The following is a 21881-nucleotide window of genomic DNA, read 5'->3' as shown; positions in this document are numbered from 1 at the left end:
CCGTTCGGGAGCCTGCGCACACCGGCAAGCAACTCCGCGAGAGTGATGGAAGTGATCGCGACGTCGCCCGTCAAGGACACAAGCCACTCGACGACACGAGGCTCCGGAGAGGGCCGAAAGATCTCCGAGATGACGTTCGTGTCGAGGACGATCATTCGAAGTCCGCCGCCCTTGCGACATCATCGCGCGTCGGAACCGGCAACTCGTCGACCCCATCGACATGCCGTGCCACAGACAGAAGAGCCATGCCGATGTGCGGCCGTCGAGCGGCCTTCGTGAGGATGTCGCGGACCTCGGCCTCCATGGACCGCCCGTGCTCCTTCGCCTGCGATGCCAGCTGCTGCTTCACATGGTCATCGAGACCTCGGACGATGATGGATGACATCCGGGCCACCTCCTTCTGCTATCAACCATGATAGCGCAGCTAGCCTTCCGTCTGGCAGCGGTCTTCGACTGCAGGATCGATGAACTCTTCGATCCCCAAACCGAAGACCCTCATCCGAGTTGACACCCGGCATGCGGCCTAGGCGATGGCAAGGTTTAAGCGGAACGCGACTATACGTTGAAACGAAACTCCACCGGGTTACGTCACCGTTAGCGGTGTGCACAGCGGCGGTCGAACGCGGAAAGATGGAGAGCATGTGCGCCACCAATCTGTGGGCGATCAACGCCGCAGCTTTCACTTCGGAATTCCAGCGATTCACCGAGGACAGGCTGGGCGTGCCTCCCCTGCGAACCCCCATGCGCATAGCCTCCGGTCGAGTGCGGGGCTCGTCGGCGGTGTTCACACTGACCCGCCGGATGTGCGACTGCGACAGTCTCATCGGGCGTCGCAACGACCCACCCGTGCAAGAGGAGATCGACGCCGACGCGTGGCTCGGGTGGTTGCGCGAGATGCCGGACCACGTCACGAACGTCTCGCGCATCGCAGTACTCCGCGCGTGGAGCCCTGAGGACGACGATGTCGTGCCCTCCCACGCTCGAGGTGTCCGAGTGGGAGATCTCACCGAGGACGTGCTCCGCGACATCCGCGACGGCAGTCTGCTGACTATCGACTACCCGCGGATGGCCTGAGCCCAGGCCACTTCCAAACGCCGTTCAGTTGTTGAAGCGGAACTCCACGACGTCGCCATCCTGCATGACGTAGTCCTTGCCCTCGAGCCGGGCCTTGCCCTTCGCGCGTGCTTCCTGCACGGAACCGGTCGCCACGAGGTCCTCGAACGAGATGACCTCGGCCTTGATGAACCCCTTTTCGAAGTCGGTGTGGATCACACCGGCCGCCTGGGGGGCCTTCCATCCCTTGCCGATCGTCCATGCCCGGGACTCCTTGGGCCCTGCGGTCAGGTAGGTCTGCAGGCCCAGAGTGTCGAAGCCGATGCGGGCGAGCTGGTCGAGGCCGGACTCGTCCTGACCGGTGGAGGCGAGCAGCTCCGCAGCGTCCTCGGGGTCGAGGTCGATGAGCTCGGACTCGATCTTCGCGTCGAGGAAGACGGCCTGCGCGGGAGCGACGAGGGCCGCGAGCTCCGCCTTGCGGTCGGCATCGGTCAGCACGGTCTCGTCCACGTTGAAGACGAAGATGAAGGGTTTGGCGCTGAGGAGCCCGAGCTCGCGGATCGGAGCCAGGTCGATTCCCGATGCCGACAGCAGCTCACCGCGCTGCAGTGCCTCCTGGGCGGCCTTGGCAGTCTCGAGCACGATCGGGTCGAGCTTCTTGCCACGGACCTCCTTCTCATACCGGACGATCGCCTTCTCCAGCGTCTCGAGGTCGGCGAGCTGGAGCTCGGCGTTGATCGTCTCCATGTCGTTCTTCGGGTCGACCGCACCGTCGACGTGGACCACGTCGGAGTCGGCGAAGCCGCGCACGACCTGCGCGATGGCGTCGGCCTCACGGATGTTCGCGAGGAACTTGTTCCCGAGGCCTTCGCCCTCGCTCGCGCCGCGGACGATGCCGGCGATGTCGACGAACGACACCGTGGCGGGGAGGATCCGCTCCGAGCCGAAGATCTCCGCGAGCGTGTCCAGGCGCGGGTCGGGCAGATTCACGACCCCTACGTTCGGCTCGATCGTCGCGAACGGGTAGTTCGCCGCGAGCACGTCGTTCTTGGTCAGTGCGTTGAAGAGAGTCGACTTGCCGACGTTGGGCAGTCCTACGATTCCGATGGTGAGAGCCACGGGCATCCAGTCTACGTGGCGTCGTCCCTTTCCGACGCGGCGGAGCCTCGGCTCGGCGGCTCACGGCGCGCCTGTCCGCTGAGTTGGGGCGCAACGGCGAAGGTGAAGGCATGCCCCTCGATTTCACCGCCATCGACTTCGAGACGGCGAATTCTTCGAGTGCGTCCGCCTGCGCGGTGGGGCTCGCACGCGTCCGGGACGGTCGCGTGGTGGCATCCGAGGGCTGGCTCATTCGCCCGCCGGCCGGACACGACCGGTTCTTCGAGATCAATGTCGGGATCCACGGCATCCGTCCCGAAGACGTGGTCGATGCACCGACGTGGCAGGATCAGCTCCCCCGCCTCTGCGAATTCATCGGCGACGACGTCCTCGTCGCCCACAACGCCGGGTTCGACATGCGGGTCCTGCGGAGCGCGTGCGAGGCCACCGAACTCGTCGTCCCGCCGGCTCGCTACCTCTGCAGCGTGCAGGTGGCGCGCAAGAGCTACGAGCTCCCCTCGTACCGCTTGCCGATCGTCGCCGCGGCGGCAGGTCATCTCGACTTCGCGCACCACGATGCAGCCGCGGATGCCCTGGCGTGTGCGCACGTCATGATCGACGCCGCCCAGCGTGCCGGAGCGACAGACGTGGTCGAGCTCGCGATGCTCCTCGGCGTGCGGATTCCGCAGCTCCCGGTGCCCGACGCGGTGGCCGTCGCCCCCTGACTCCGTGCGTCGGAGGGCGCGTGTCGGAGGTCCACGACAGCATGGGGATCATGGATGCCGTCTCTGTCGCCGCACTGACCGTCGCCGCCCTGTTCGCAGGCCTGCTCGCGGGATGGTCCGCCGCGACCGCCCGCGCCGCGACGCGTCGAGAGCGCGCAGCTGCTCATCTCGCCGCCGTGGAAGCCGAGCGATCCGCGCTCAAGACCCAGCTCGATCAGCAGAGAGCGTTCCAGGTCGAGCTGGCTGCTCAGGCTCGGGCGGACGATGCCCGGCGCGAGGAGCGGGATCGCCGCGAGCAGCTGGTGCTGCGGGCGCTGTCGCCGGTGCAGGACTCCCTCGCTGCCATGCAGCAGAAGGTGGAGCGCCTCGAGCGCGAGCGGCACGAGCAGTATGGCTCGCTCGCCGAACAGCTGCGCCGCTCACACCAAGCCGAAGAGGCCCTCCGTGCCACGACGGAATCCCTCGCCGGCGCGCTCCGCTCGGGCAGCGCACGCGGCGTGTGGGGTGAGACCCAGCTGCGCCGGATCGTCGAGTCTGCGGGTCTGACACGCTTCGTCGACTTCGAGACGCAGTCCTCGGTGTCGAGCGACGCCGGAGCGGGCAGGCCCGACCTCATCGTGCGCCTCCCCGGCGACAAGGCGCTCGCCGTCGATGCGAAGGCTCCCCTCGACGCCTATCTGGAGGCAGCTGAGATCCCCGCGACCGCCGTCGGCGAGGAGGGAGCCCGTCGCAAGCGACTGCTGGAGCGTCACGTCAAAGCGGTCCGCGCCCACGTCGACGCGCTCGCGAAGAAGCAGTACTGGGCGGGGCTTCCGAGCAGCCCCGAGTTCGTCGTCTGCTTCATCCCGAGTGAATCCCTCCTCGCCGCCGCTCTCGAAGAAGACCCCGCCCTGCTGGAGTACGCCTTCGGCCGCCGGGTGGCGCTGGCCTCCCCCGTCAACCTGTGGGCGGTCCTCAAGACCGTGTCCTACACGTGGACCCAGCAGGATGTCTCCGACGAGGCGCGGAAGCTCTTCGACCTCGGCAACGAGCTCTACCACCGGCTCGGGTCGCTCGCCGCGCACGCCGACGACCTGCGCCGCGCGATCGAGCGGACCGTCGAGAGCTACAACAAGCTCGCCGGGTCGCTGGAGAGCCGAGTGCTCGTCAGCGCCCGCCGATTCCCGGGAATCGACGAGAGCAAATTGGATGCCACCGCTCCGCCGGCTGTCATCCACGCCTCGCCTCGACGGCTCACCGCACCGGAGTTCACGGAGGGCCACACGGATGGGGACGTGTCCGCTGAGCTCACGGCGGATTTGGGCGGCGTGCGCGGGCGCCTCTCGGAGGACTGACTCAGATGGGGAAGAAGTTCAACAGTGCGACGGTCCCGACCGTGACGCCGACGAAGGCGCCGATCATCCACCACGCGCTGATCTGGTGACCGGGGGGCATCCGGCGACGCAGGAGGACATCCGGCCGACGCGCAGGGTCGTTCTGGATGGCGATCTGCGCGGTGCTCAGCTTCTCAGCCACAGGCTGTGCGGTCACCACGGGGATCTGGCCGGTTCGCGTTGCGGGCAGGGGTCCCGAAAGCGAAAGCTGACCCGTACGGGGATCGCTGGAAGCTGCGGGCATGAGCACTCCTGACCTTTGTGAGGTGGCGCCCGTGAAAGCGGGCGCCGTCGCCCATTGTGCCAGAGGGATGCCCGAAGACCCCAGGACGACGCGTTATCGCGCGTCCCTTGTCACAGCCACTTCGACGTGAGATGCTCCGACGAAATCCGGCGGAGCGTGCCCGACGCGCCGCGCAGCACGACGCTCTCGGTGTAGACGTAGCCGCCCTCCCGGCGGACCCCCGCAACGAGCTCTCCGTTGGTCACGCCGGTCGCGACGAAGATCGTGTTGTTGCCGCGGACCAGGTCGTCGGCCTCGTACACGTGCCCGTCGAGGGAGAGGCCGGCGTCGATGCCGCGCTGCTTCTCATCGTCGTCCCGCGGCCACAGACGACCCTGGATGTGACCGCCGAGCGCCTTGATCGCGCACGCCGTGACGATGCCCTCAGGGCTGCCGCCGATCCCGACGCACATGTCCGTGCGGGCGTTATGCCGCGCGGCGTTGATACCGCCGGCGACGTCACCGTCGCTCATGAGCCGGGTGCCGGCGCCGGCCTCGCGGATCTCGTCGATCAGCTTCGCGTGGCGGGGCCGGTTCAGCACCGACACCACGATCTCGTCGACGGGCTTTCCGAGGGACTTCGCGAGTCGTCGGATGTTCTCACCGACGGGAAGACGGATGTCGACGACCCCGACACCGGCGGGGCCGGTGACGAGCTTGTCCATGTAGAACACGCTGGATGCGTCGAGCATGGCGCCGCGGTCGGACACCGCGAGCACGGAGAGCGCGTTGTTGCGTCCCTCGGCCGTCAGGGTCGTCCCGTCGATGGGGTCCACGGCGATGTCGCACTGCGGGCCGCGGCCGGTGCCGACCTTCTCGCCGTTGTAGAGCATCGGGGCGTTGTCCTTCTCGCCCTCGCCGATCACGATGGAGCCGTCGAAGTTCACCGTGGTGAGGAAGGCCCGCATCGCGTCGACGGCCGCCCCGTCGGCGAGCTCCTTCTTGCCCCGCCCGATGAACGGCACCGAACGGATCGCGGCCGCCTCGGTGGCGCGCACCAACTCGAGGGCCAGATTGCGATCGGGATGCAGGGGACTCATGTCGGCAGTCAGGCTCACCATGCCCTCAGCCTAGGACTCGCTCTCGCCGATCCCCGCCGATCCTCACCACGACGAGGCGAAGGATTCGGGATTGTTATCAAAATCGTAGGGGCGCGCTCATCCGATTCCGGGCGCTGGTCATCCGCAGCGAGACGCCGCTTCGATAGAGTGGCGATGAATCACCGGACATCCTCGAGGAGCTGACTCATGCCCGTCGCCACCCCTGACCAGTACGCCGACATGCTGGACCGCGCGAAGGCGGGCGGATTCGCCTACCCCGCGATCAACGTGTCGAGCTCGCAGACGATCAACGCCGTTCTGCAGGGCCTCACCGAGGCCGGCTCCGACGGCATCCTGCAGGTCACCACCGGCGGTGCGGACTACTTCGCCGGTCACACCGTGAAGGGCCGCGCCACCGGCGCGATCGCCTTCGCCAAGTACGCCACCGAGGTCGCCAAGAACTACCCGATCACGGTCGCACTGCACACCGACCACTGCCCCAAGGACGCCCTGCCCGGCTTCGTGCTGCCCCTCATCGCGGCATCCGAGGAAGAGGTAAAGGCCGGTCGCAACCCGATCTTCCAGTCGCACATGTGGGACGGCTCGGCCGTGCCGCTTGACGAGAACATCGAGATCGCCAAGGACCTGCTCCCCCGCATGAAGAACATCAACGCGATCCTCGAGATCGAGGTCGGCGTGGTGGGCGGCGAAGAGGACGGTGTCGCTCACGAGGGTTCGAACGACGCGCTCTACACGACCGTCGCCGACGTGACGAAGGCCGTCGAAGCGCTCGGCCTCGGCGAGAACGGCCGCTACATCTCGGCCCTCACCTTCGGCAACGTGCACGGCGTCTACAAGCCCGGCGGCGTCAAGCTCCGCCCCGAGCTGCTCGGCGAGATCCAGGAGGGCATCGCCGCGCACTTCGGCACCGGCCCCAAGCCCCTCGACCTCGTCTTCCACGGCGGGAGCGGCTCGTCCGACGAGGAGATCGCCACGGCCGTCGCGAACGGCGTCGTGAAGATGAACATCGACACCGACACCCAGTACGCGTTCACCCGGTCGATCGCGGGCTTCATGTTCGCCAACTACGAGGGTGTGCTGAAGCTCGACGGCGAGGTCGGCAACAAGAAGCAGTACGACCCCCGCGCGTGGGGCAAGATCGCCGAGTCGGCGATGGCGCAGCGTGTCGCCGCCGCGACCCAGCAGCTCGGCTCGGCCGGCAAGTCCCTCGCCGCCTGAGTTCAGCCACGAACGAAGCCCCGGCTCGCACGCACTGCGAGCCGGGGCTTCCTCGTGCCGCCGCGCGGGCGGTCAGTACGCGGTCACGCCGAGGACGTCCCGCGGATACAGCGCGTACCGTTCACCGTCGACGGTGAAGGCCGTGTGAAGGTGCGGCCCCGTGGAGCAGCCCGTCGAGCCGACCGTGCCGATCTTCTGCCCGGCGGACACCTGCTGCCCGGTCTTCACGGAGAAGGCGTCGAGATGCGCGTACACGGCCACGAACGTGCGCCCATCGATGACGGAGGTGACGACGACTTCCTTCTGGCGGGTGCGGTTCGGCGCCCAGGAAGGACAGCCGGATGTGATCCAGATCTCCCGGACCGCGACGGTCCCGCCGCGCATCGCGTAGACCGGCGTTCCCCTGGGCGCGGCGATGTCATCGCCACTGTGCCCCGCGTACGTCGTGAACTTCCCGCTCGGGAGGATCGGGAACGCCCATCCGTAACGCCCGGGGACGCCCGCCGCTGCGGCGCTGGCATCGGTGAAGGGAGCGAGCGCGTCGCTGGACCACACGACGTTTCCCTCCGCTCCCACCAGACGCGCGACGCCGTCGTCCTCGATGGTCAGAGCCGTGGCGCCCTGACCTCCCGTCTGCGTGGACCAGACGGCCACTCCCTGCGGATCGACGATCATCAGTTCGCCGTCCCCGCTGAACTGGAGCATTCCATCGATCATGCCGGTCGTCGCCCCGGAACGAACGGGCACGGTTCCATCGGACAGCACGAGGTTGCCGTCGCCGAGGAGACCGAACTGGTGCCGCCCGTTCGGTGAGGTGATCTGCACTCCCGGACGCATGGAGGTGCCGCCCGTGATGGCGGACCCGAGCGACCACGACACGGCGGTCACGGGGGACGTCTTCGTGACCGTGACGAAGTCCTTCTTCGCTCCTGTCACCACCACCGTGATCTCACGGCCCGCCGCCCAGGCGGGCACCTCGAAGGTATCGCTTGTCGCGCCGGCGATCGCTCCGCCGTCGACACGCCACTGCACCTGCAGGGTGTCGGGCGTCTCCCGCCACGTCCCGATCTTCGCGGTCAGGAGGCCGCCCGCTTTCGCGTCGCCGGTGATCTTCGGCGTCGGAGCGGATGCGAAGGCCCACTTCACGAGGAACGCCGGACTCGTGCGACGCACCGTGGCGTAGCCGCCCTTGAGCCCCGCGGCCCTCACCGAGATGCGGTGGGTGGCATCGGCGTCGGTCAGTCGGTAGGTCCGTCCCTTCGCTCCCGGAATGTTCTTCCCGTCGCGGAGCCACTGGTAACGGAAGGACACCGGCTTCGGGCCCCACGTACCGACGGAAGCCGTGAGCGTCGTCCCCACGGTCTTGTCGCCCGTGACGGACACCGATGCCGGCACCGTCAGCACCCGCAAGACGGTCCGCGATGTGCTCGAACGGGTTGCCATCGTGTAACCCGGCTTCCGTCCGGCCACACGGACCCAGATCTTGTGCCCGCCGTCCGCGTCGCGCAGGGTGTACCTGCTGGTCGTGGCGCCGGGGATCCGGCTGGAGCCGCGATACCACTGGTAGTTCAGGCGCACGCCGTCGGGGCTCCAGGGCGCGACTCGAGCCGTGAGCGTGCGCCCCACGGCGAAGGTGCCCGACACCGTCGGCGCCACCGTCTTCGTCATCGGCTTGCCGATGCGCACGCCCGATGTCGTGCGACTCGCGGTGTGGTACGCGTCCTTGCGGACGATGACACGAGCGGCCACGACTCGGCCGTCATCCGCGCGGGTGGCCTTGTAGCTCGAGGCGGTCGCCCCGCTGATGACGGCACCGTCTCGAAGCCACTGATAGGTGACACGCACCGGAGCGGGGCCCCAATCACCCGCGCGGACCGTCAGGGTGCGCCCGACCGTCGGAGTTCCCGAGATCGCCGGTTGTTTCGCGGTCAAGCGGCCGCGCACGACCGCGGCCGTAGGCTCGGATGTGACGGTCGTGGTGACGTATCCGGGAAGGGTTCCCGTCACGGCGACGGTGACCCGCTTGCCGGCGGCCGCGGCGGTGACCTGCCAGGTGGGACCGACGGCATCGGCGACGGGAACCCCGTCCACCAGCCACTGATACGTGTGCGCGGGCACCGGCGACCAGTCCGGAGTCGTGGCGGTGAGCGTGAGACCGACACGGGCCGTCCCGGTGATCTGCGGCTGCGGCGCAACGGTGAACGGCTGCTCCGTCGGCGTCGGTGACGCGGTGGGAACCACGACGGGGGTCGCCGGCGTGGGCGTGGCGGCCGCAGCGCTCGCAGCACCCGCAGGCACGAGGGAAACGGCGAGCGCCACTGCAACGCCGATGCCGCACAACCGCTGCCGTACGCGTTCCGCGATCGACCGCGCCATGGAGTCCCCCTCAGTACACGCGCGCGTGATGCCCCGCGCACGACGACGCTACCAGGCGGCGCAGGATCAGGCGGCGCCGAAGTGGGCCGCGACGGCGGAGTCACCGAGGAGCGGCACCACCAGACAAGCGCTCACGATGCCGAAGGTGACGATCGCGCCGACCAGCGGGATCCACCACGTCACCCGCCGCTTCACCAGCGACAGCCAGGACAGTGCCGCGGTGATGAGCCAGCCGATGCCGAAGACGATCGCCCCGACCATGCCCCACGTGCGCCCCTGGTCGGTGTTCGTGAACTCGCCGTCGACGCCGACGGCATCCATCCACGTCTGCGCGAACGCCGTGAAGTCGAGGATCTGCGGGATCGCGGTGAGGACCGTCAGCAGCCCGTAGCCCAGCAGGATCATCGTGATGATCCGGTCGGCGAGACGCGTCGGCTGCGCCGCGACGGTCGTCGCAGGGGCCGTCTGCGCAGGCCGATGAGGAGCGGATGCCGCAGGCGCGGGCCCCGGTGCAGGCTCACGGATGGCGGCCCGCTGCTCCTCCGGCGTCGCGTATTCGCCGTAGCGGGGAGCCGGCCGCGGGTCGCTCACGAGCGGGTCCGCCCTCCGAGGGCGCGCTCGTCGCGACGTCCGGCGACGTCCTGACGGAGTTCCTTGGGCAGCGAGAACATGAGGTCCTCCTCCGCCGTCTTCACCTCGCCGACGTCGGCGTAGCCTGCTCCGGCCAGGTCGGCGAGCACTTCCTGCACGAGCACCTCCGGAACGGAGGCGCCGGAGGTCACTCCGACGGTCTCGACGCCGTCGAGCCACTCCTGCTTGATCTCGCTCGCGTAGTCGACGCGGTACGCGGCCTTCGCCCCGTATTCGAGGGCCACCTCGACGAGACGGACGCTGTTGGAGGAGTTCGCCGAGCCGACCACGATCACGAGATCGGCGTCGACGGCGACCTTCTTGATGGCCACCTGGCGATTCTGGGTGGCGTAGCAGATGTCGTCGCTGGGCGGATCCTGGAGGTTCGGGAACCGCTCCCGGAGGCGGCGGACGGTGTCCATCGTCTCGTCGACCGACAGCGTGGTCTGCGACAGCCAGACGACCTTGTCGGGGTCCTTCACGACCACCGTGTCGGCTTCGTCGGGCGAGTTCACGACCGTGACGTGGTCGGGCGCCTCACCGGCCGTGCCCTCGACCTCCTCGTGCCCCTCGTGCCCGATCAGCAGGATCTCGAAGTCGTCGCGGGCGAAGCGGACGGCCTCGCGGTGAACCTTGGTGACCAGCGGGCATGTCGCATCGATGGCCTGCAGTCCCCGGTCCGCGGCGGCGCCGACGACGGCGGGGCTCACCCCGTGCGCGCTGAAGACGATGTGCGCACCCGGCGGGACCTCGTCGACCTCGTCGACGAAGATCGCACCCTTGGACTCGAGTTCGGTGACGACGTGGATGTTGTGCACGATCTGCTTGCGGACGTACACCGGCGCACCGTACCGCTCGAGCGCCTTCTCGACGGCGATGACGGCACGGTCGACGCCCGCGCAGTAGCCGCGCGGCGCGGCCAGCAGCACGCGCTTGGGGCCGGCGACCGGGAGGTCGAGGAGACGCCCCCGTGCCCCGGGGATGCGAGGGGTGGGCAGCGGCACGGTGGTGGAAGTCACTCCTCGATTCTACGAACCCCCGCCTGAGAGAGGGCGGATGCGCCAAGATGGGTGTCCGTGACGAGTTTCCAGACCGCAGCCGGCGCCACGCCCCCGCCCGACGCGGTGCACCCGCGGGACTCCTCCCCCGATACGCCCACCTCGGTGTCGCGGCTGAACGAGACGATCCGCGACTTCGTGCAGAAGTGGGGTGCGGTGTGGGTCGAGGCGGAGATCACCGCCTGGAATCTCCGCGGCGGTCACGTCTTCGGACGCCTCAAGGACACCGGCGGCGACGGGATGCTGTCGTTCCGCATGTGGTCGTCCACCCTGCAGCGGACCCCCGACGATCTCAAGGTCGGTGACCGGGTCGTCGCGTGCGTGAAGCCCGACTACTTCGTGAAGACGGGCGACTTCAGCTTCACCGTCTCCGCGATGCGTCACACCGGTCTCGGGGACCAGCTGGAGCGGCTCGAGCGACTGCGCTCTCAGCTGCGCGCCGAGGGCCTGTTCGACGCCGCTCGCAAGAAGCCCCTCCCCTTCCTCCCTCATGTGATCGGCCTGATCACGGGTGAGCGCAGCGATGCCGAGAAGGATGTGCACCGCAACGCGGAGCTCCGGTGGCCGCACGTCCGCTTCCGCACGATCCACGCCGCCGTCCAGGGCGACCGGTGCGTCCCCGAGACGATCGCGGCTCTGAAGACCCTCGACGCCGATCCCGAGGTGGACGTCATCATCATCACGCGCGGCGGTGGCGACCCGCAGACCCTGCTCGGCTTCAGCGACGAGAAGCTCGTGCGCGCCGTCGCAGCGGCCAAGACCCCGGTGGTCTCGGCGATCGGCCACGAGAACGACCATCCGCTGCTCGACGATGTGGCAGACCTCCGCGCCTCCACTCCGACAGATGCCGCCAAGCGCGTCGTGCCCGACGTCACCGAGCAGCGCGCCCTCGTGCAGCAGCTGCGGTCGCGTGCCCGCACCCGCCTCACGCAGCGGATCGCGCACGACATCCATGCCCTCCAGCAGCTCCGCTCGAGACCCGTCCTCCGCGACCCGGAATCGCTCCTGACCGGACGCTCGCAGGAGATCTGGTCGCTGTCGATGCGCGGCCGCGACGTGGTCCGTCGCCAGTGGGATGCCGCGGCCCTCACGACCGCCGAGCTCCGCGCGTCGCTGCGCGCCCTCTCCCCCGGCGCGACGCTGGAGCGCGGATACGCCATCGCGCATCTCGCCGACGGCGTCATCGTGCGGGATGCCGCGCAGGCCGCCGCCGGCTCCGCGGTCACGGTGACGGTCGCCCGCGGCTCCTTCGCGGCCCGCTCGGAGGGGGAGATCTCGCAGTCCGGCGAGGGCCCGGGGCCGTCTTAGGATGGAGACCATGACCAGCGACGCCTCCGACGTGTCGACCCTCACGTTCGAACAGGCCCGCGACGAGCTCGTCCAGGTCGTCGCCCAGCTCGAGCAGGGCGCCCCGACCCTCGAACAGTCCCTCACCCTCTGGACCCGCGGCGAAGCGCTCGCGGCGCGCTGCGAGGAGTGGCTCGTCGGCGCCAAGCGTCGCCTCGAAGAGGTCCGGCCGTCCGAGGGATCGGCATCCTGATGGCCCGCCCGCGCATCGTCGCTGAACTCGGCCGTCCTGAGACGGCTGAGGAGACCGCGTCCCGCAAGGCCGCCGCCTCGCAGCGTTACCGCTCGAGCAAGACCTTCCGGAACCTGATCGCCGCACTCATCGTCTGCGTCGCGATCGTCGCCGTGGTGATCCTCGGCGTGCCCCGCGGCACTCCGCCCGATCAGCCGGAGGCCGACGTGGTGGCCGCGGCGGAGGAGGCCTCCGGGGCAGTCGGACACGCGGTCATCGTGCCCGACGCGCCCGAGGACTGGCGGACGAACTCCGCCCGCATCGAGGGTGGCGCGTGGCGGGTCGTGTACGCACCGGCATCCGGTTTCATCCGCGTCTCGCAGGCCTTCGACACCGCCGACGACTGGATCGCCCGCGAGCTCGGCGGCTTCGCCCCGACCGGCTCGGAGACGATCGACGGTATCGAGTGGGATGTCTACGACCTCGCGAGCCCCGTCGACAACATCTCCTACGCGCTGGCCACCGACGCCGGCAGCGACACGATCCTGATCTACGGCGACACGACCGCGGAGCAGGCCGCAGAGGCCGCGACCGGTCTCGGCGACCAGATCCGCGACCTGCGAGAGGAGCTCGGATGAGCGCAGAGGCGACCCCGGCCGGTGTCTGGTCGGACATGCTCGACGGCAATGGCCGTTTCGTCAGCGGCGAACCCCGTCATCCCCGTCAGGATGCCGAACGTCGTCACGAGCTGGCTCACGTGCAGCGCCCCACGGCCGCACTGTTCGGCTGCTCCGACTCGCGCCTGGCCGCGGAGATCATCTTCGACCTCGGGCTCGGCGACCTGTTCGTCGTCCGCAACGCCGGTCAGGTGATCTCCGACTCCGTCGTCGGCAGCCTCGAGTACGCCGTCGCCGTCCTCCACGTTCCGCTGATCGTCGTCCTCGGCCATGACGAGTGCGGCGCGGTCCGCGCGGCCATCGAGTCGACGGGAATCGACGCACCGTCCCTGCCCCCGCACATCTGGCGCCAGGTCGCTCCCATCGTCCCGGCCGTCCGCCGCGTGCTGCGCGCCGGGGCGCCCCAGGGCGTCACGAGCGAGAACGTGGACGCTGAGGAGGTCGGCCGTCAGCACCTCCGCGACACCGTCGGCAGCCTGCTGCAATCCTCCGAGCTCATCAGCGACGCCGTCGCCGAGGGCCGACTCGCCATCGTCGGCGCGAACTACCGACTCGCTGACGGCACGGCGATCCCCGATCTCATCGTCGGCCTCGCCGGCGAGACCGCTTGACCACCCACCCGTCTTCCGCAGACGCAGTCACCTGAAACGAGGATGTGAACGTCATGACTGACGCGACCGAATACCGGATCGAACACGACACCATGGGAGAGGTCCGCGTCCCGAAGGACGCCCTCTACGCCGCGCAGACGCAGCGTGCCGTGGAGAACTTCCCGATCTCCGGCAAGGGCCTCGAATCCACCCAGATCGCCGCTCTGGCCCGCATCAAGAAGGCCGCGGCCCTCGCCAACAAGGACCTCGGCACCCTCGACGGTGAGATCGCCGACGCCATCGCGTGGGCCGCCGACGAGGTCGCCTCGGGCGCGTACGACACGCACTTCCCGGTCGACACCTACCAGACCGGGTCGGGCACGTCCTCGAACATGAACATGAACGAGGTCCTCGCGACGCTCGCGACGGGCAAGCTCGGCTCGCCCGTGCACCCGAATGACCACGTCAACGCGTCGCAGTCCTCGAACGACGTGTTCCCGACCTCCGTGCACATCGCCGTGACGCAGGCGCTCATCGACGACCTCATCCCGGCGCTCGACCACCTCTCGGTCGCGCTCGAGGAGAAGGCCGAGCTGTGGAAGGACGCCGTCAAGAGCGGCCGCACCCACCTGATGGACGCGACCCCCGTGACCCTCGGCCAGGAGTTCGGCGGTTACGCCCGCCAGATGCGCCTGGGCATCGAGCGTGTGCAGTCCGTCCTCCCCCGTGTCGGCGAGGTCCCCCTCGGCGGCACCGCCGTCGGCACCGGCATCAACACCCCGCTCGGCTTCCCGCAGAAGGTCATCGAGCTGCTCGCGGCCGAGACCGAGCTGCCGATCACCGAGGCGAAGGACCACTTCGAGGCGCAGGCCAACCGCGATGGCCTCGTCGAGGCGTCCGGCGCCCTCCGCACGATCGCGGTCTCGCTGACGAAGATCAACAACGACATCCGCTGGATGGGCTCGGGTCCCAACACGGGTCTCGGCGAGCTGCACATCCCCGACCTGCAGCCGGGTTCGTCGATCATGCCGGGCAAGGTCAACCCGGTCGTCCCGGAGGCCGTCCTCATGGTCGCCGCCCGCGTCATCGGCAACGACGCGACGGTCGCCTGGGCAGGCGCATCGGGCTCGTTCGAGCTCAACGTCGCGATCCCGGTCATGGGCACCGCGCTGCTGGAGTCGATCCGCCTGCTCGCCAACGCGTCCCGCGTGCTCGCGGACAAGACGATCACGGGCCTCGAGGCGAACCTCGACCGTGCCGCCGCGTACGCGGGCATGTCGCCGTCGATCGTGACGCCGCTGAACAAGCTCATCGGCTACGAGGCGGCGGCGAAGATCGCCAAGCACTCTGTCGCCAAGGGCATCACGGTCCGCGACGCCGTCATCGACCTCGGCTACGTCGAGCGCGGTGAGCTGACCGAGGCGCAGCTGGACGAGAAGCTCGACCTGCTGTCGATGACCCACCCGGGTTGATCGCACGACGGTGAACAGCGCCGCCGCTCCGCGCCGGTCCACGCCGGGCCTGAGGATCATCCTCGCCGTCTCGGCTGCAGGCCTGATCGCCGTCGGATCGGCGGCGCTCGTCGTCGTGCTGGTGGGTGCGCCCACCCTCGCCGGCTGGGTCGCCCTCGCCTGGTTCCTGGCATCCGTCCCGGCCCTCGCGAGCATCGGCGTCGTCGCGTGGGCCGTGGGGGATCGCCGGAACGAGGGCGCGGTGCCGGGGTCGGATGCCGCCGAGAACGCGATCGAGTCGCAACGACGTCTGCTCGACGACGTCCGGCACGAGCTGCGCACGCCGATCACCATCGTGCGGGGCCATCTCGAGGTGATGGATCCCGCAGACCCCGAGGACGTGGCCTCCATCCGGGAGCTCGGGATGGCCGAGCTCGATCGGATGACGCGCCTCATCGGCGACATCGACGTCCTGGCGGCGGTCGAGGGCGGCCAGCTCGCCTACGGCGATGTCGACGTCACGGGACTGACGCAGCGCGTCGCCGAGATGGTCGCTGTGATCGGAGATCACGGCTGGCACATCGAGCAGTGCGCGGAGGGGATGATCCGCGCCGACGGCGACCGTCTCCTGCAGGCCTGGCTGCAGCTCGCCGACAACGCCGCGAAGTACTCACCCGCCGGATCGCAGATCGAGCTCGGGAGCGCCCTGCATGCCGCCGGCGCGCAGTTCTGGGTCCGTGATCACGGCACCGGCATCCCTCCCGCCCTCCGCCACCGCATCTTCCGCAGGTTCGACCGGGGCCAGGGGAAACGCCACGTGGGCGGGTCGGGGTTGGGTCTGGCCATCGTCGACGCGATCGCGAAGGCGCACGGCGGCCACTGCACCGTCGCGGACACCCCCGGCGGCGGTGCTACGTTCACCCTTGAGATCCCGATCGGCAAGCGGGGGGCTCTGCCCTCCCCCATCCGTGCCGGCGATGTCCTCCTTCAGCGAGAGGCCACCGAATGACCCGCATCCTGATCGTCGACGACGAGCCGCACATCGTCTCGCTCGTCTCCCGGGCGATCCGAGCCGAAGGCTTCGACGCCGTCGGCGCCGAAGACGGACCCGAGGCGATCGACCTCGCACTGGAGGGCGACGTCGACCTCATCGTTCTCGACGTGGGCCTGCCGAGCATGGACGGCTTCGAGGTGCTGCGGCATCTGCGTGCCGAGGGCGTGACGGCGCCGGTCATCATGCTCACCGCGCGCAGCGGCACGAGCGACACGATCGAGGGTCTCGACGCGGGCGCGAGCGATTACGTCCCCAAGCCGTTCGCCGTCGCAGAGCTCATGGCGCGCGTCCGGTCGCGACTGCGCGAGAGCACGGGCGGCGCTGCGATGGTGCTCAGCCGCGGCCCGGTGACCCTCGACATCCTCGCCCGCCGTGCCACGGTCGGGGGCAGGGACATCGACCTGTCGGCGCGGGAGTTCGCCCTCGCCGAGCAGTTCCTCCGGAACCCCGGCGAGGTGCTGACGCGTGAAGTGCTCCTCAGCCGTGTGTGGGGGCTCGACTTCGATCCGGGCTCCAACGTGGTCGACGTGTACGTGCGCTATCTGCGCGCGAAGGTCGGCCCGAACCTCATCTCGACCGTCCGCGGCGTGGGGTACCGCTGGGAGTGACGATGAAGGCCCTCGGCGCCGCGCGGATAAGCACGGTGCCGAGGGCCTTCTTCCGCCGGCTCAGCTGAGTTCGCCGGCCTCCAGCAGGTCGGTCACCAGCGCCGCGATCGCCGAGCGCTCCGAGCGGGTCAGCGTGACGTGCCCGAACAGGCCGTGACCCTTCAGGGTCTCGATGACGGAGGCGATGCCGTCGTGACGCCCGACCCGCAGGTTGTCGCGCTGTCCGACGTCGTGGGTCAGGACGACGCGCGAGTTTTGGCCGATCCGGCTGAGCACCGTCAGCAGCACGTTGCGTTCGAGCGACTGAGCTTCGTCGACGATCACGAAGGCGTCGTGGAGCGACCGGCCGCGGATGTGGGTCAGCGGCATGACCTCGAGCATCCCGCGCGCGACGACCTCTTCGAGGACGTTGCCCGAGACGACGGAGCCGAGGGTGTCGAACACCGCCTGGCCCCACGGGTTCATCTTCTCGCCCTGGTCGCCGGGGAGGTACCCGAGGTCCTGGCCGCCGACGGCGTACAGCGGGCGGAAGACGATGGTCTTCCTCTGCTGCTGCTGCTCGAGCACCGCCTGCAGCCCCGCGCAGAGCGCGAGCGCCGACTTGCCGGTGCCGGCACGCCCGCCGAGGGACACGATTCCCACGTCGGGGTCGAGCAGCAAGTCGATCGCGATGCGCTGCTCGGCCGACCGCCCGTGCAGACCGAACACGTCGCGGTCACCGCGCACGAGCTTGTAGGAGCCGTTGCCGGTGACGCGACCGAGGGCGGAGCCGCGCTCGGAGTGGATCACGAGACCGGTGTTGACGGGCAGTCCGCGGACGTCTTCGCTGACGCCCACTTCACTGTCGTAGAGGTCGCTGACCTCGTCGCCCGACACGTCGATGGACGCGATGCCCGTCCAGCCCGAGTCGACCGCCTGTTCGGCGAGGTACTCCTCGGCGTGCAGACCGAGGGATGCCGCTTTGACGCGCATCGGGAGGTCCTTGGAGACCACGGTGACCGACTGGCCCTCCTGGCTCAGGTGCATGGCGACCGAGAGGATCCGGGTGTCGTTGTCGCCGAGCCGCATGCCGGCGGGGAGCACGGTGGGGTCGGTGTTGGTGAGCTCGACGCGCAGGGTGCCGCCGTCACCGACCGGCACGGGGAAGTCGAGGCGTCCGTGTTCGACGCGCAGTTCGTCGAGGTGCCGCAGCGCCTGCCGTGCGAAGTACCCGATCTCCGGGTCGTGACGCTTGCCCTCCAGCTCGGTCACCACCACGACCGGGAGGACGACGGAATGCTCGGCGAACCGGAAAAGTGCACGCGGATCGCTCAACAGGACCGAGGTGTCCAGCACGTACGTGCGCAGATCCTGGTCCGAGGCCGCTTCCGCGGCCGAGTCGAGGTGACGCTGCTTCTCAGGTGCTCGTGTGGCCACAACCCACTCCCGCCCCGGGTGTCACACACCCGGCAGTCACGAGTCGACCTGGGGTCACGAGTCGTGAGAGGCCGACTCGAACGGGCTCCTTGCCCGTTGGGATGAACGTAGGCTCCGTCGGTGGCGGATGCCGCATCCGACACGCCGCACGATTGTGACGGCGAGGTTAACTCTCCAGGGGTCCCTCGAGCATCGCGCCCTCGGGCAGCGAGATGGGCGCGTCGAACGGTGTCGGGGCCACGGGCACGGGCGGTACCATCGTCCGGGCCTCTGCGAGGGCGTCGTCGAGCAGGCGGAGCGTGTCCTCGCTCGTTCCCGCGTGGGCGGAGATGCGGACCAGGCCGCCGCGCACAGTGACGGTGAGGCCGGCGTTGGTGAGGGACGCGCCGATGGGACCGGTCAGTTCGGCGGGCGGGTCCAGCGCGACGATGCCGGCGTGGCGCTCGCGATCGGTGACGACCGGAATGCCGTGCGCGTCGGCGATCGCCATGACGCGCTGGGCGTGGGCGGCGACGCGCTCGGCGATGCCGGAGACGCCCGCGGCGGACACCTCACGGAGCGCTGCGGCCAAACGCCCGGCCGCCATGGGGTCCACCGGGGAGATGGCGTACGCCGCGGCATCCGCTCGGACCGGGGCGACCTCGAGGTCACCGACTTCCCCGGCCATTCCCGCGTACCCCGAGAGGACGGGTTCGATGCGCTCGCGCGCGCGGTCGGAGAACCAGGCGAAGCCGCTCCCCCGTCCCGCGCGCAACCACTTGTAGCCGTTTCCGGCGATGACGTCCGCGGCAGCCCAGTCGGGCTCGGTGACACCGCACGCCTGCACGGCGTCGACGATGAGGAGGCGGTCGCCGATCACCTCGCGGATGCCGGTGAGGTCGGCGAGGTAGCCGGTGCGGTAGTCGACGGCGCTGACGGCGACCGCGGTGGTCTCATCGGTCAGCGCGTCGCGCACGGTGTCGACGGTCACGCCACGGTCGGCAGCCTCGATCTCCCGGACGCGGAGCACCCCGCGGAAGGCGGCCGCGCGAGCAGCCGCCACCGGAAGGGCGGGGAACTCCCAGGGCGAGACGAGCACCTCGCCGGACAGGCCGTACAGCGCGTGGGTCAGACCCTGCGTCGTGGACGGCTGCAGGACGACCCCCTCGGCGGGAAGACCGAGCAGATCGCCGACGAGGGCGCGCGCCTCGTCCACGCGCTGCCAGACGAAGTCGATGCCCGCCGCGCGGCCCGTTGAGAGCATGTCGGCGCCGGGCCCCCGCGGTCCGCGATCAGCTGCCGAAGCGGCGGTCGCGGTCGCCGAAATCGCGGATCGCGCGGAGGAAGTCGACCTCACGGAGGTCCGGCCCGAGGGCCTCGACGAAGTAGAACTCGCTGTGCGCGGACTGCCACAGCAGGAAGTCGCTCAGGCGCTGCTCGCCGGAGGTGCGGATCACGAGGTCCGGATCGGCCTGGCCGCCGGTGTACAGGTGCTCGCCGATCTGCTCCGGGGTGAGACTCTCGGCGAGCTCCTCGAGTGAACCGCCGCGGGCGTGGTGCGCGACGATGATGCTCCGCACCGCATCGACGATCTCCCCACGCCCGCCGTAGCCGACGGCGAGGTTCACGTGAAGGCCGGTATTCTCGCGGGTGCGCTCGGCCACCGTGCGGAGGCTTTCGGCCAGCTCGGGCGGGAGGATCTCCGCGCGCCCGACGTGCTGAACCCGCCAACCCGGCTCCTGCGACAGCGTCTCGGCGAGCTCGGCGATGATCTCGATGAGATCGGTGAGCTCCTGGCTGTCGCGCTTGGTGAGGTTGTCGGTCGAGAGCAGGTAGAGGGACACCACCTGAATGCCGAGCTCGTCGCACCACTTGAGGAACTCGTGCATCTTCGCGGCTCCGGCGCGGTGGCCGTGCGAGACCGTCGTGTACCCGAGCTGGCGAGCCCACCGCCTGTTGCCGTCGATCATCATCGCGACGTGATGCGGGACGCTCCGAGCCTCGATCTCGCGGCGGAGCCGGGAGCTGTAGAGCCGGTAGAGAAGGCCCCGTCCCTGGGTCGATCCGGCGCGAGTCACGTGTCTACGCTACCCCTGCCGCGCGCGGAGTCCCCGCCCCGACGCGTATGTGTCGGCAGGCATGACTGCGCGCGTAGGCTCGGCGATGTGAACCGACACTCGCCCGCCGACGGCGCAGAGATGCCGCAACTCCCCCTCATCGAGGCCGCCTCCGCCGATGCGCACGCGGAGATCAGACCGACGTGGCGCGGCTGGGTCCACGCCGGCACGTTCCCGGTGGCGATCGCCGCCGGAATCGTCCTGATCGTGCTCGCCGAGGGCGGCCCCGCGAAGTGGGCCGCGGCCGTCTTCATGGCCAGCTCGCTCCTGCTGTTCGGCAATTCAGCCCTGTACCACCGGTTCGACTGGGGCCCGAAGACGAAGATCGTCCTCAAGCGCATCGATCACGCGAACATCCTGCTGCTCATCGCCGGGACCTACACCCCGATCGCGACGCTCGCGCTCCCCCCCGACAAGGGGACGCTCCTGCTCGTGCTGGTGTGGTCGGGCGCCCTTCTCGGCATCCTGTTCCGGGTGTTCTGGATCAACGCACCGCGCTGGCTCTACGTCGCGCTCTACCTGCTGCTGGGGTGGGCGGCCGTGATGTACCTCGGCGACCTTCTCCAGACGAACGTCGCGATGATGATCCTCGTCATCGTCGGCGGCCTGCTCTACACGGGCGGGGCGATCGTCTACGGCATGAAACGCCCGAACCCGTGGCCCGGGCACTTCGGCTTCCACGAGATCTTCCACGTCTGCACCGTCTTGGCGTTCCTCTGCCACTGGACGGCGTGCCTGCTGATCTCGCTCGAGCCGTTCAGCCCTTCGCTGGGTCTTCCGGGCTGACGTCACCATCGCCGCGGGGCGCGTCGCCGACCGGTGATGCGGGCTCTTCGGCGGCGCGGGCGGCTGCCTCCTCGGCATCCAGTTCCTCGCGGACGTCGAGCCGGTATTGCGCGCGCCGGATGCGGCGGAGCATGTCGATCGCCAGCAGCACGATGACGATCGCGACGACCGCGATCGCGATGAATCCGGCGATGCCCGGGGTGACGTCGTCGGCGCGGACGGTGGACGTCGGCGACGGGGTCGCGAGCCCTGCGAGCCAGGGAAGGTCGAGCATGGATCCTCTATCTCTCAGCCAGAGCGAATAGCCTGGAACTCCAGCCTAGATCGGATGCCGCATGACCCCCACCGACGTCGAACGCAAGCTCGCGGAGCGGTACGGCCGAGCCGGGTCGTCGGTGCGCCGCCGGCTCGCATGGATCGTGGGCATCGGCATCGCTGCGGTCGCCACGGTGCTGCTGAGCTGGTCGACCGTGACGGGGGCGATGTCCACCGTCGACGCGGAGACGAACGGCTACGAGGTCGTCGACGACCACACCGTCGCCGTCCGCGCACAGATCTCCATCGCCGCGGGCACAGCGGTCGCCTGCGCCTTCGAAGCACAGGACACCGAGCACGGCGTGGTGGGGTGGAAGATCGTGGAGTACGCGGCATCCGAGGAGCGATCGCGGATGGTCGTGGAGACGGTGCCGACGGTGTCGGAGGCGACCACCGGTTTGGTCCGCTCCTGCTGGATCCCTTAGTCTGTGTGTTCACGCGCCCCGGCATGAAGCTGGGGCGTTTGGCTTACCCCTCGAACGACATCGGGAGAT

At 69.3% G+C, this 21881-nt stretch carries 25 protein-coding genes; 13 read left to right on the top strand and 12 right to left on the bottom strand.

What is annotated here, in order from left to right; all coding sequences use genetic code 11:
- Together ACHFGS_RS07340 and ACHFGS_RS07335 are read right to left on the bottom strand one after the other, a co-directional pair.
- A partial coding sequence (locus tag ACHFGS_RS07340) for a PIN domain-containing protein (protein WP_394289314.1) occupies positions 1 to 155 on the bottom strand: 155 nt, incomplete at its 3' end.
- On the bottom strand, positions 152 to 385 hold the full coding sequence (locus ACHFGS_RS07335; RefSeq protein WP_394289312.1) for an Arc family DNA-binding protein: 234 nt from the start codon (positions 383 to 385) through the stop codon (positions 152 to 154). The genes ACHFGS_RS07340 and ACHFGS_RS07335, both read right to left, overlap by 4 nt.
- A 461-nt stretch (positions 386 to 846) precedes the next feature.
- Between ACHFGS_RS07335 and ACHFGS_RS07330 the strand changes: the two genes are divergently transcribed.
- The gene (locus ACHFGS_RS07330) at positions 847 to 1074 is read left to right on the top strand and encodes a hypothetical protein (RefSeq protein ID WP_394289311.1); all 228 of its coding nucleotides are present in this window, start codon (positions 847 to 849) and stop codon (positions 1072 to 1074) included.
- Between the two features lie 24 nt (positions 1075 to 1098).
- Here ACHFGS_RS07330 and ychF read toward each other — a convergent pair whose 3' ends face one another.
- Positions 1099 to 2172, bottom strand: coding sequence for a redox-regulated ATPase YchF (ychF, locus tag ACHFGS_RS07325; RefSeq protein WP_394289310.1), 1074 nt, complete (start codon positions 2170 to 2172; stop codon positions 1099 to 1101).
- 110 nt (positions 2173 to 2282) lie between these two features.
- Here ychF and ACHFGS_RS07320 point away from each other — a divergent pair, with 110 nt between their 5' ends.
- Entirely contained in the window at positions 2283 to 2876 is a 594-nt protein-coding gene (locus tag ACHFGS_RS07320; protein WP_394280034.1) for an exonuclease domain-containing protein, read from the top strand.
- A gap of 50 nt (positions 2877 to 2926) precedes the next feature.
- A complete protein-coding gene (locus tag ACHFGS_RS07315) occupies positions 2927 to 4210 on the top strand; it encodes a DNA recombination protein RmuC (protein ID WP_394280037.1) in 1284 nt (427 codons plus the stop codon).
- A 1-nt stretch (position 4211) separates the two neighbouring features.
- Here ACHFGS_RS07315 and ACHFGS_RS07310 read toward each other — a convergent pair whose 3' ends face one another.
- Positions 4212 to 4406, bottom strand: a complete 195-nt coding sequence (locus ACHFGS_RS07310) for a UDP-N-acetylmuramyl pentapeptide phosphotransferase (protein ID WP_394280033.1) — start codon at positions 4404 to 4406, stop codon at positions 4212 to 4214.
- A 197-nt stretch (positions 4407 to 4603) separates the two neighbouring features.
- On the bottom strand, positions 4604 to 5593 hold the full coding sequence (gene glpX, locus ACHFGS_RS07305; RefSeq protein ID WP_394280032.1) for a class II fructose-bisphosphatase: 990 nt from the start codon (positions 5591 to 5593) through the stop codon (positions 4604 to 4606).
- 186 nt (positions 5594 to 5779) lie between these two features.
- Here glpX and fbaA point away from each other — a divergent pair, with 186 nt between their 5' ends.
- Positions 5780 to 6811, top strand: a complete 1032-nt coding sequence (gene fbaA / locus ACHFGS_RS07300; RefSeq protein WP_394280031.1) for a class II fructose-bisphosphate aldolase — start codon at positions 5780 to 5782, stop codon at positions 6809 to 6811.
- Positions 6812 to 6883: 72 nt separating this feature from the next.
- Here the strand turns inward: fbaA and ACHFGS_RS07295 are convergent, their stop codons facing one another.
- From ACHFGS_RS07295 to ACHFGS_RS07285, 3 genes are all read right to left on the bottom strand, one after another.
- Positions 6884 to 9187: a peptidoglycan DD-metalloendopeptidase family protein gene (locus tag ACHFGS_RS07295; protein WP_394280030.1), complete on the bottom strand. Its 2304-nt coding sequence runs from the start codon at positions 9185 to 9187 to the stop codon at positions 6884 to 6886.
- Positions 9188 to 9253: 66 nt separating this feature from the next.
- Entirely contained in the window at positions 9254 to 9778 is a 525-nt protein-coding gene (locus tag ACHFGS_RS07290) for a DUF6264 family protein (RefSeq protein WP_394280029.1), read from the bottom strand.
- On the bottom strand, positions 9775 to 10800 hold the full coding sequence (locus tag ACHFGS_RS07285) for a 4-hydroxy-3-methylbut-2-enyl diphosphate reductase (RefSeq protein ID WP_394280036.1): 1026 nt from the start codon (positions 10798 to 10800) through the stop codon (positions 9775 to 9777). Before ACHFGS_RS07285 ends, ACHFGS_RS07290 begins: the two co-directional genes overlap by 4 nt.
- A 93-nt stretch (positions 10801 to 10893) precedes the next feature.
- Here ACHFGS_RS07285 and xseA point away from each other — a divergent pair, with 93 nt between their 5' ends.
- Genes xseA through ACHFGS_RS07250 form a run of 7 tightly spaced genes read left to right on the top strand, consistent with a single transcriptional unit; the run spans position 10894 to position 16774 of the window.
- Positions 10894 to 12183 carry an exodeoxyribonuclease VII large subunit gene (gene xseA / locus ACHFGS_RS07280; RefSeq protein ID WP_394289309.1) on the top strand — a complete coding sequence of 430 codons (1290 nt, stop codon included), beginning with the start codon at positions 10894 to 10896 and terminating at the stop codon, positions 12181 to 12183.
- Positions 12184 to 12193: 10 nt separating this feature from the next.
- Positions 12194 to 12415: an exodeoxyribonuclease VII small subunit gene (locus ACHFGS_RS07275; protein ID WP_394280027.1), complete on the top strand. Its 222-nt coding sequence runs from the start codon at positions 12194 to 12196 to the stop codon at positions 12413 to 12415.
- On the top strand, positions 12415 to 13032 hold the full coding sequence (locus tag ACHFGS_RS07270; protein WP_394280026.1) for a DUF4245 family protein: 618 nt from the start codon (positions 12415 to 12417) through the stop codon (positions 13030 to 13032). The genes ACHFGS_RS07275 and ACHFGS_RS07270 overlap by 1 nt, the downstream gene beginning before the upstream one ends.
- On the top strand, positions 13029 to 13682 hold the full coding sequence (locus ACHFGS_RS07265) for a carbonic anhydrase (RefSeq protein ID WP_394280025.1): 654 nt from the start codon (positions 13029 to 13031) through the stop codon (positions 13680 to 13682). The genes ACHFGS_RS07270 and ACHFGS_RS07265 overlap by 4 nt, the downstream gene beginning before the upstream one ends.
- 53 nt (positions 13683 to 13735) lie before the next feature.
- Positions 13736 to 15133 (top strand): class II fumarate hydratase, encoded by a 1398-nt coding sequence (locus tag ACHFGS_RS07260; RefSeq protein ID WP_394280024.1) that lies wholly within the window; start codon positions 13736 to 13738, stop codon positions 15131 to 15133.
- A gap of 10 nt (positions 15134 to 15143) precedes the next feature.
- Positions 15144 to 16121 (top strand): sensor histidine kinase, encoded by a 978-nt coding sequence (locus tag ACHFGS_RS07255; RefSeq protein ID WP_394280023.1) that lies wholly within the window; start codon positions 15144 to 15146, stop codon positions 16119 to 16121.
- Positions 16118 to 16774: a response regulator transcription factor gene (locus ACHFGS_RS07250; protein ID WP_394280022.1), complete on the top strand. Its 657-nt coding sequence runs from the start codon at positions 16118 to 16120 to the stop codon at positions 16772 to 16774. The genes ACHFGS_RS07255 and ACHFGS_RS07250 overlap by 4 nt, the downstream gene beginning before the upstream one ends.
- Positions 16775 to 16834: 60 nt before the next feature.
- On the opposite strand, the gene ACHFGS_RS07245 is transcribed toward ACHFGS_RS07250, so the two are convergent.
- From ACHFGS_RS07245 to ACHFGS_RS07235, 3 genes are all read right to left on the bottom strand, one after another.
- Positions 16835 to 18190, bottom strand: a complete 1356-nt coding sequence (locus ACHFGS_RS07245; RefSeq protein WP_394289308.1) for a PhoH family protein — start codon at positions 18188 to 18190, stop codon at positions 16835 to 16837.
- A gap of 166 nt (positions 18191 to 18356) precedes the next feature.
- The gene (locus ACHFGS_RS07240) at positions 18357 to 19433 is read right to left on the bottom strand and encodes an aminotransferase class V-fold PLP-dependent enzyme (RefSeq protein ID WP_394280335.1); all 1077 of its coding nucleotides are present in this window, start codon (positions 19431 to 19433) and stop codon (positions 18357 to 18359) included.
- A gap of 28 nt (positions 19434 to 19461) precedes the next feature.
- Complete coding sequence (locus tag ACHFGS_RS07235; protein ID WP_394289307.1) at positions 19462 to 20247, bottom strand: isoprenyl transferase; 786 nt, start codon at positions 20245 to 20247, stop codon at positions 19462 to 19464.
- A 120-nt stretch (positions 20248 to 20367) separates the two neighbouring features.
- Between ACHFGS_RS07235 and ACHFGS_RS07230 the strand changes: the two genes are divergently transcribed.
- Positions 20368 to 21072 carry a hemolysin III family protein gene (locus tag ACHFGS_RS07230; RefSeq protein ID WP_394278836.1) on the top strand — a complete coding sequence of 235 codons (705 nt, stop codon included), beginning with the start codon at positions 20368 to 20370 and terminating at the stop codon, positions 21070 to 21072.
- Here ACHFGS_RS07230 and ACHFGS_RS07225 read toward each other — a convergent pair.
- On the bottom strand, positions 21044 to 21346 hold the full coding sequence (locus ACHFGS_RS07225; protein WP_394278834.1) for a hypothetical protein: 303 nt from the start codon (positions 21344 to 21346) through the stop codon (positions 21044 to 21046). The genes ACHFGS_RS07230 and ACHFGS_RS07225 overlap by 29 nt on opposite strands.
- A 61-nt stretch (positions 21347 to 21407) precedes the next feature.
- Here ACHFGS_RS07225 and ACHFGS_RS07220 point away from each other — a divergent pair, with 61 nt between their 5' ends.
- Positions 21408 to 21812 carry a DUF4307 domain-containing protein gene (locus tag ACHFGS_RS07220; RefSeq protein WP_394278833.1) on the top strand — a complete coding sequence of 135 codons (405 nt, stop codon included), beginning with the start codon at positions 21408 to 21410 and terminating at the stop codon, positions 21810 to 21812.
- Positions 21813 to 21881 lie beyond the last annotated feature (69 nt).

Origin of the sequence: Microbacterium sp. (assembly GCF_043427715.1) — a bacterium.
Lineage (GTDB): Bacteria > Actinomycetota > Actinomycetes > Actinomycetales > Microbacteriaceae > Microbacterium.
The sequence above is the reverse complement of the archived record's forward strand: the minus strand, read 5'-3'. Positions and strand labels throughout refer to the sequence as shown.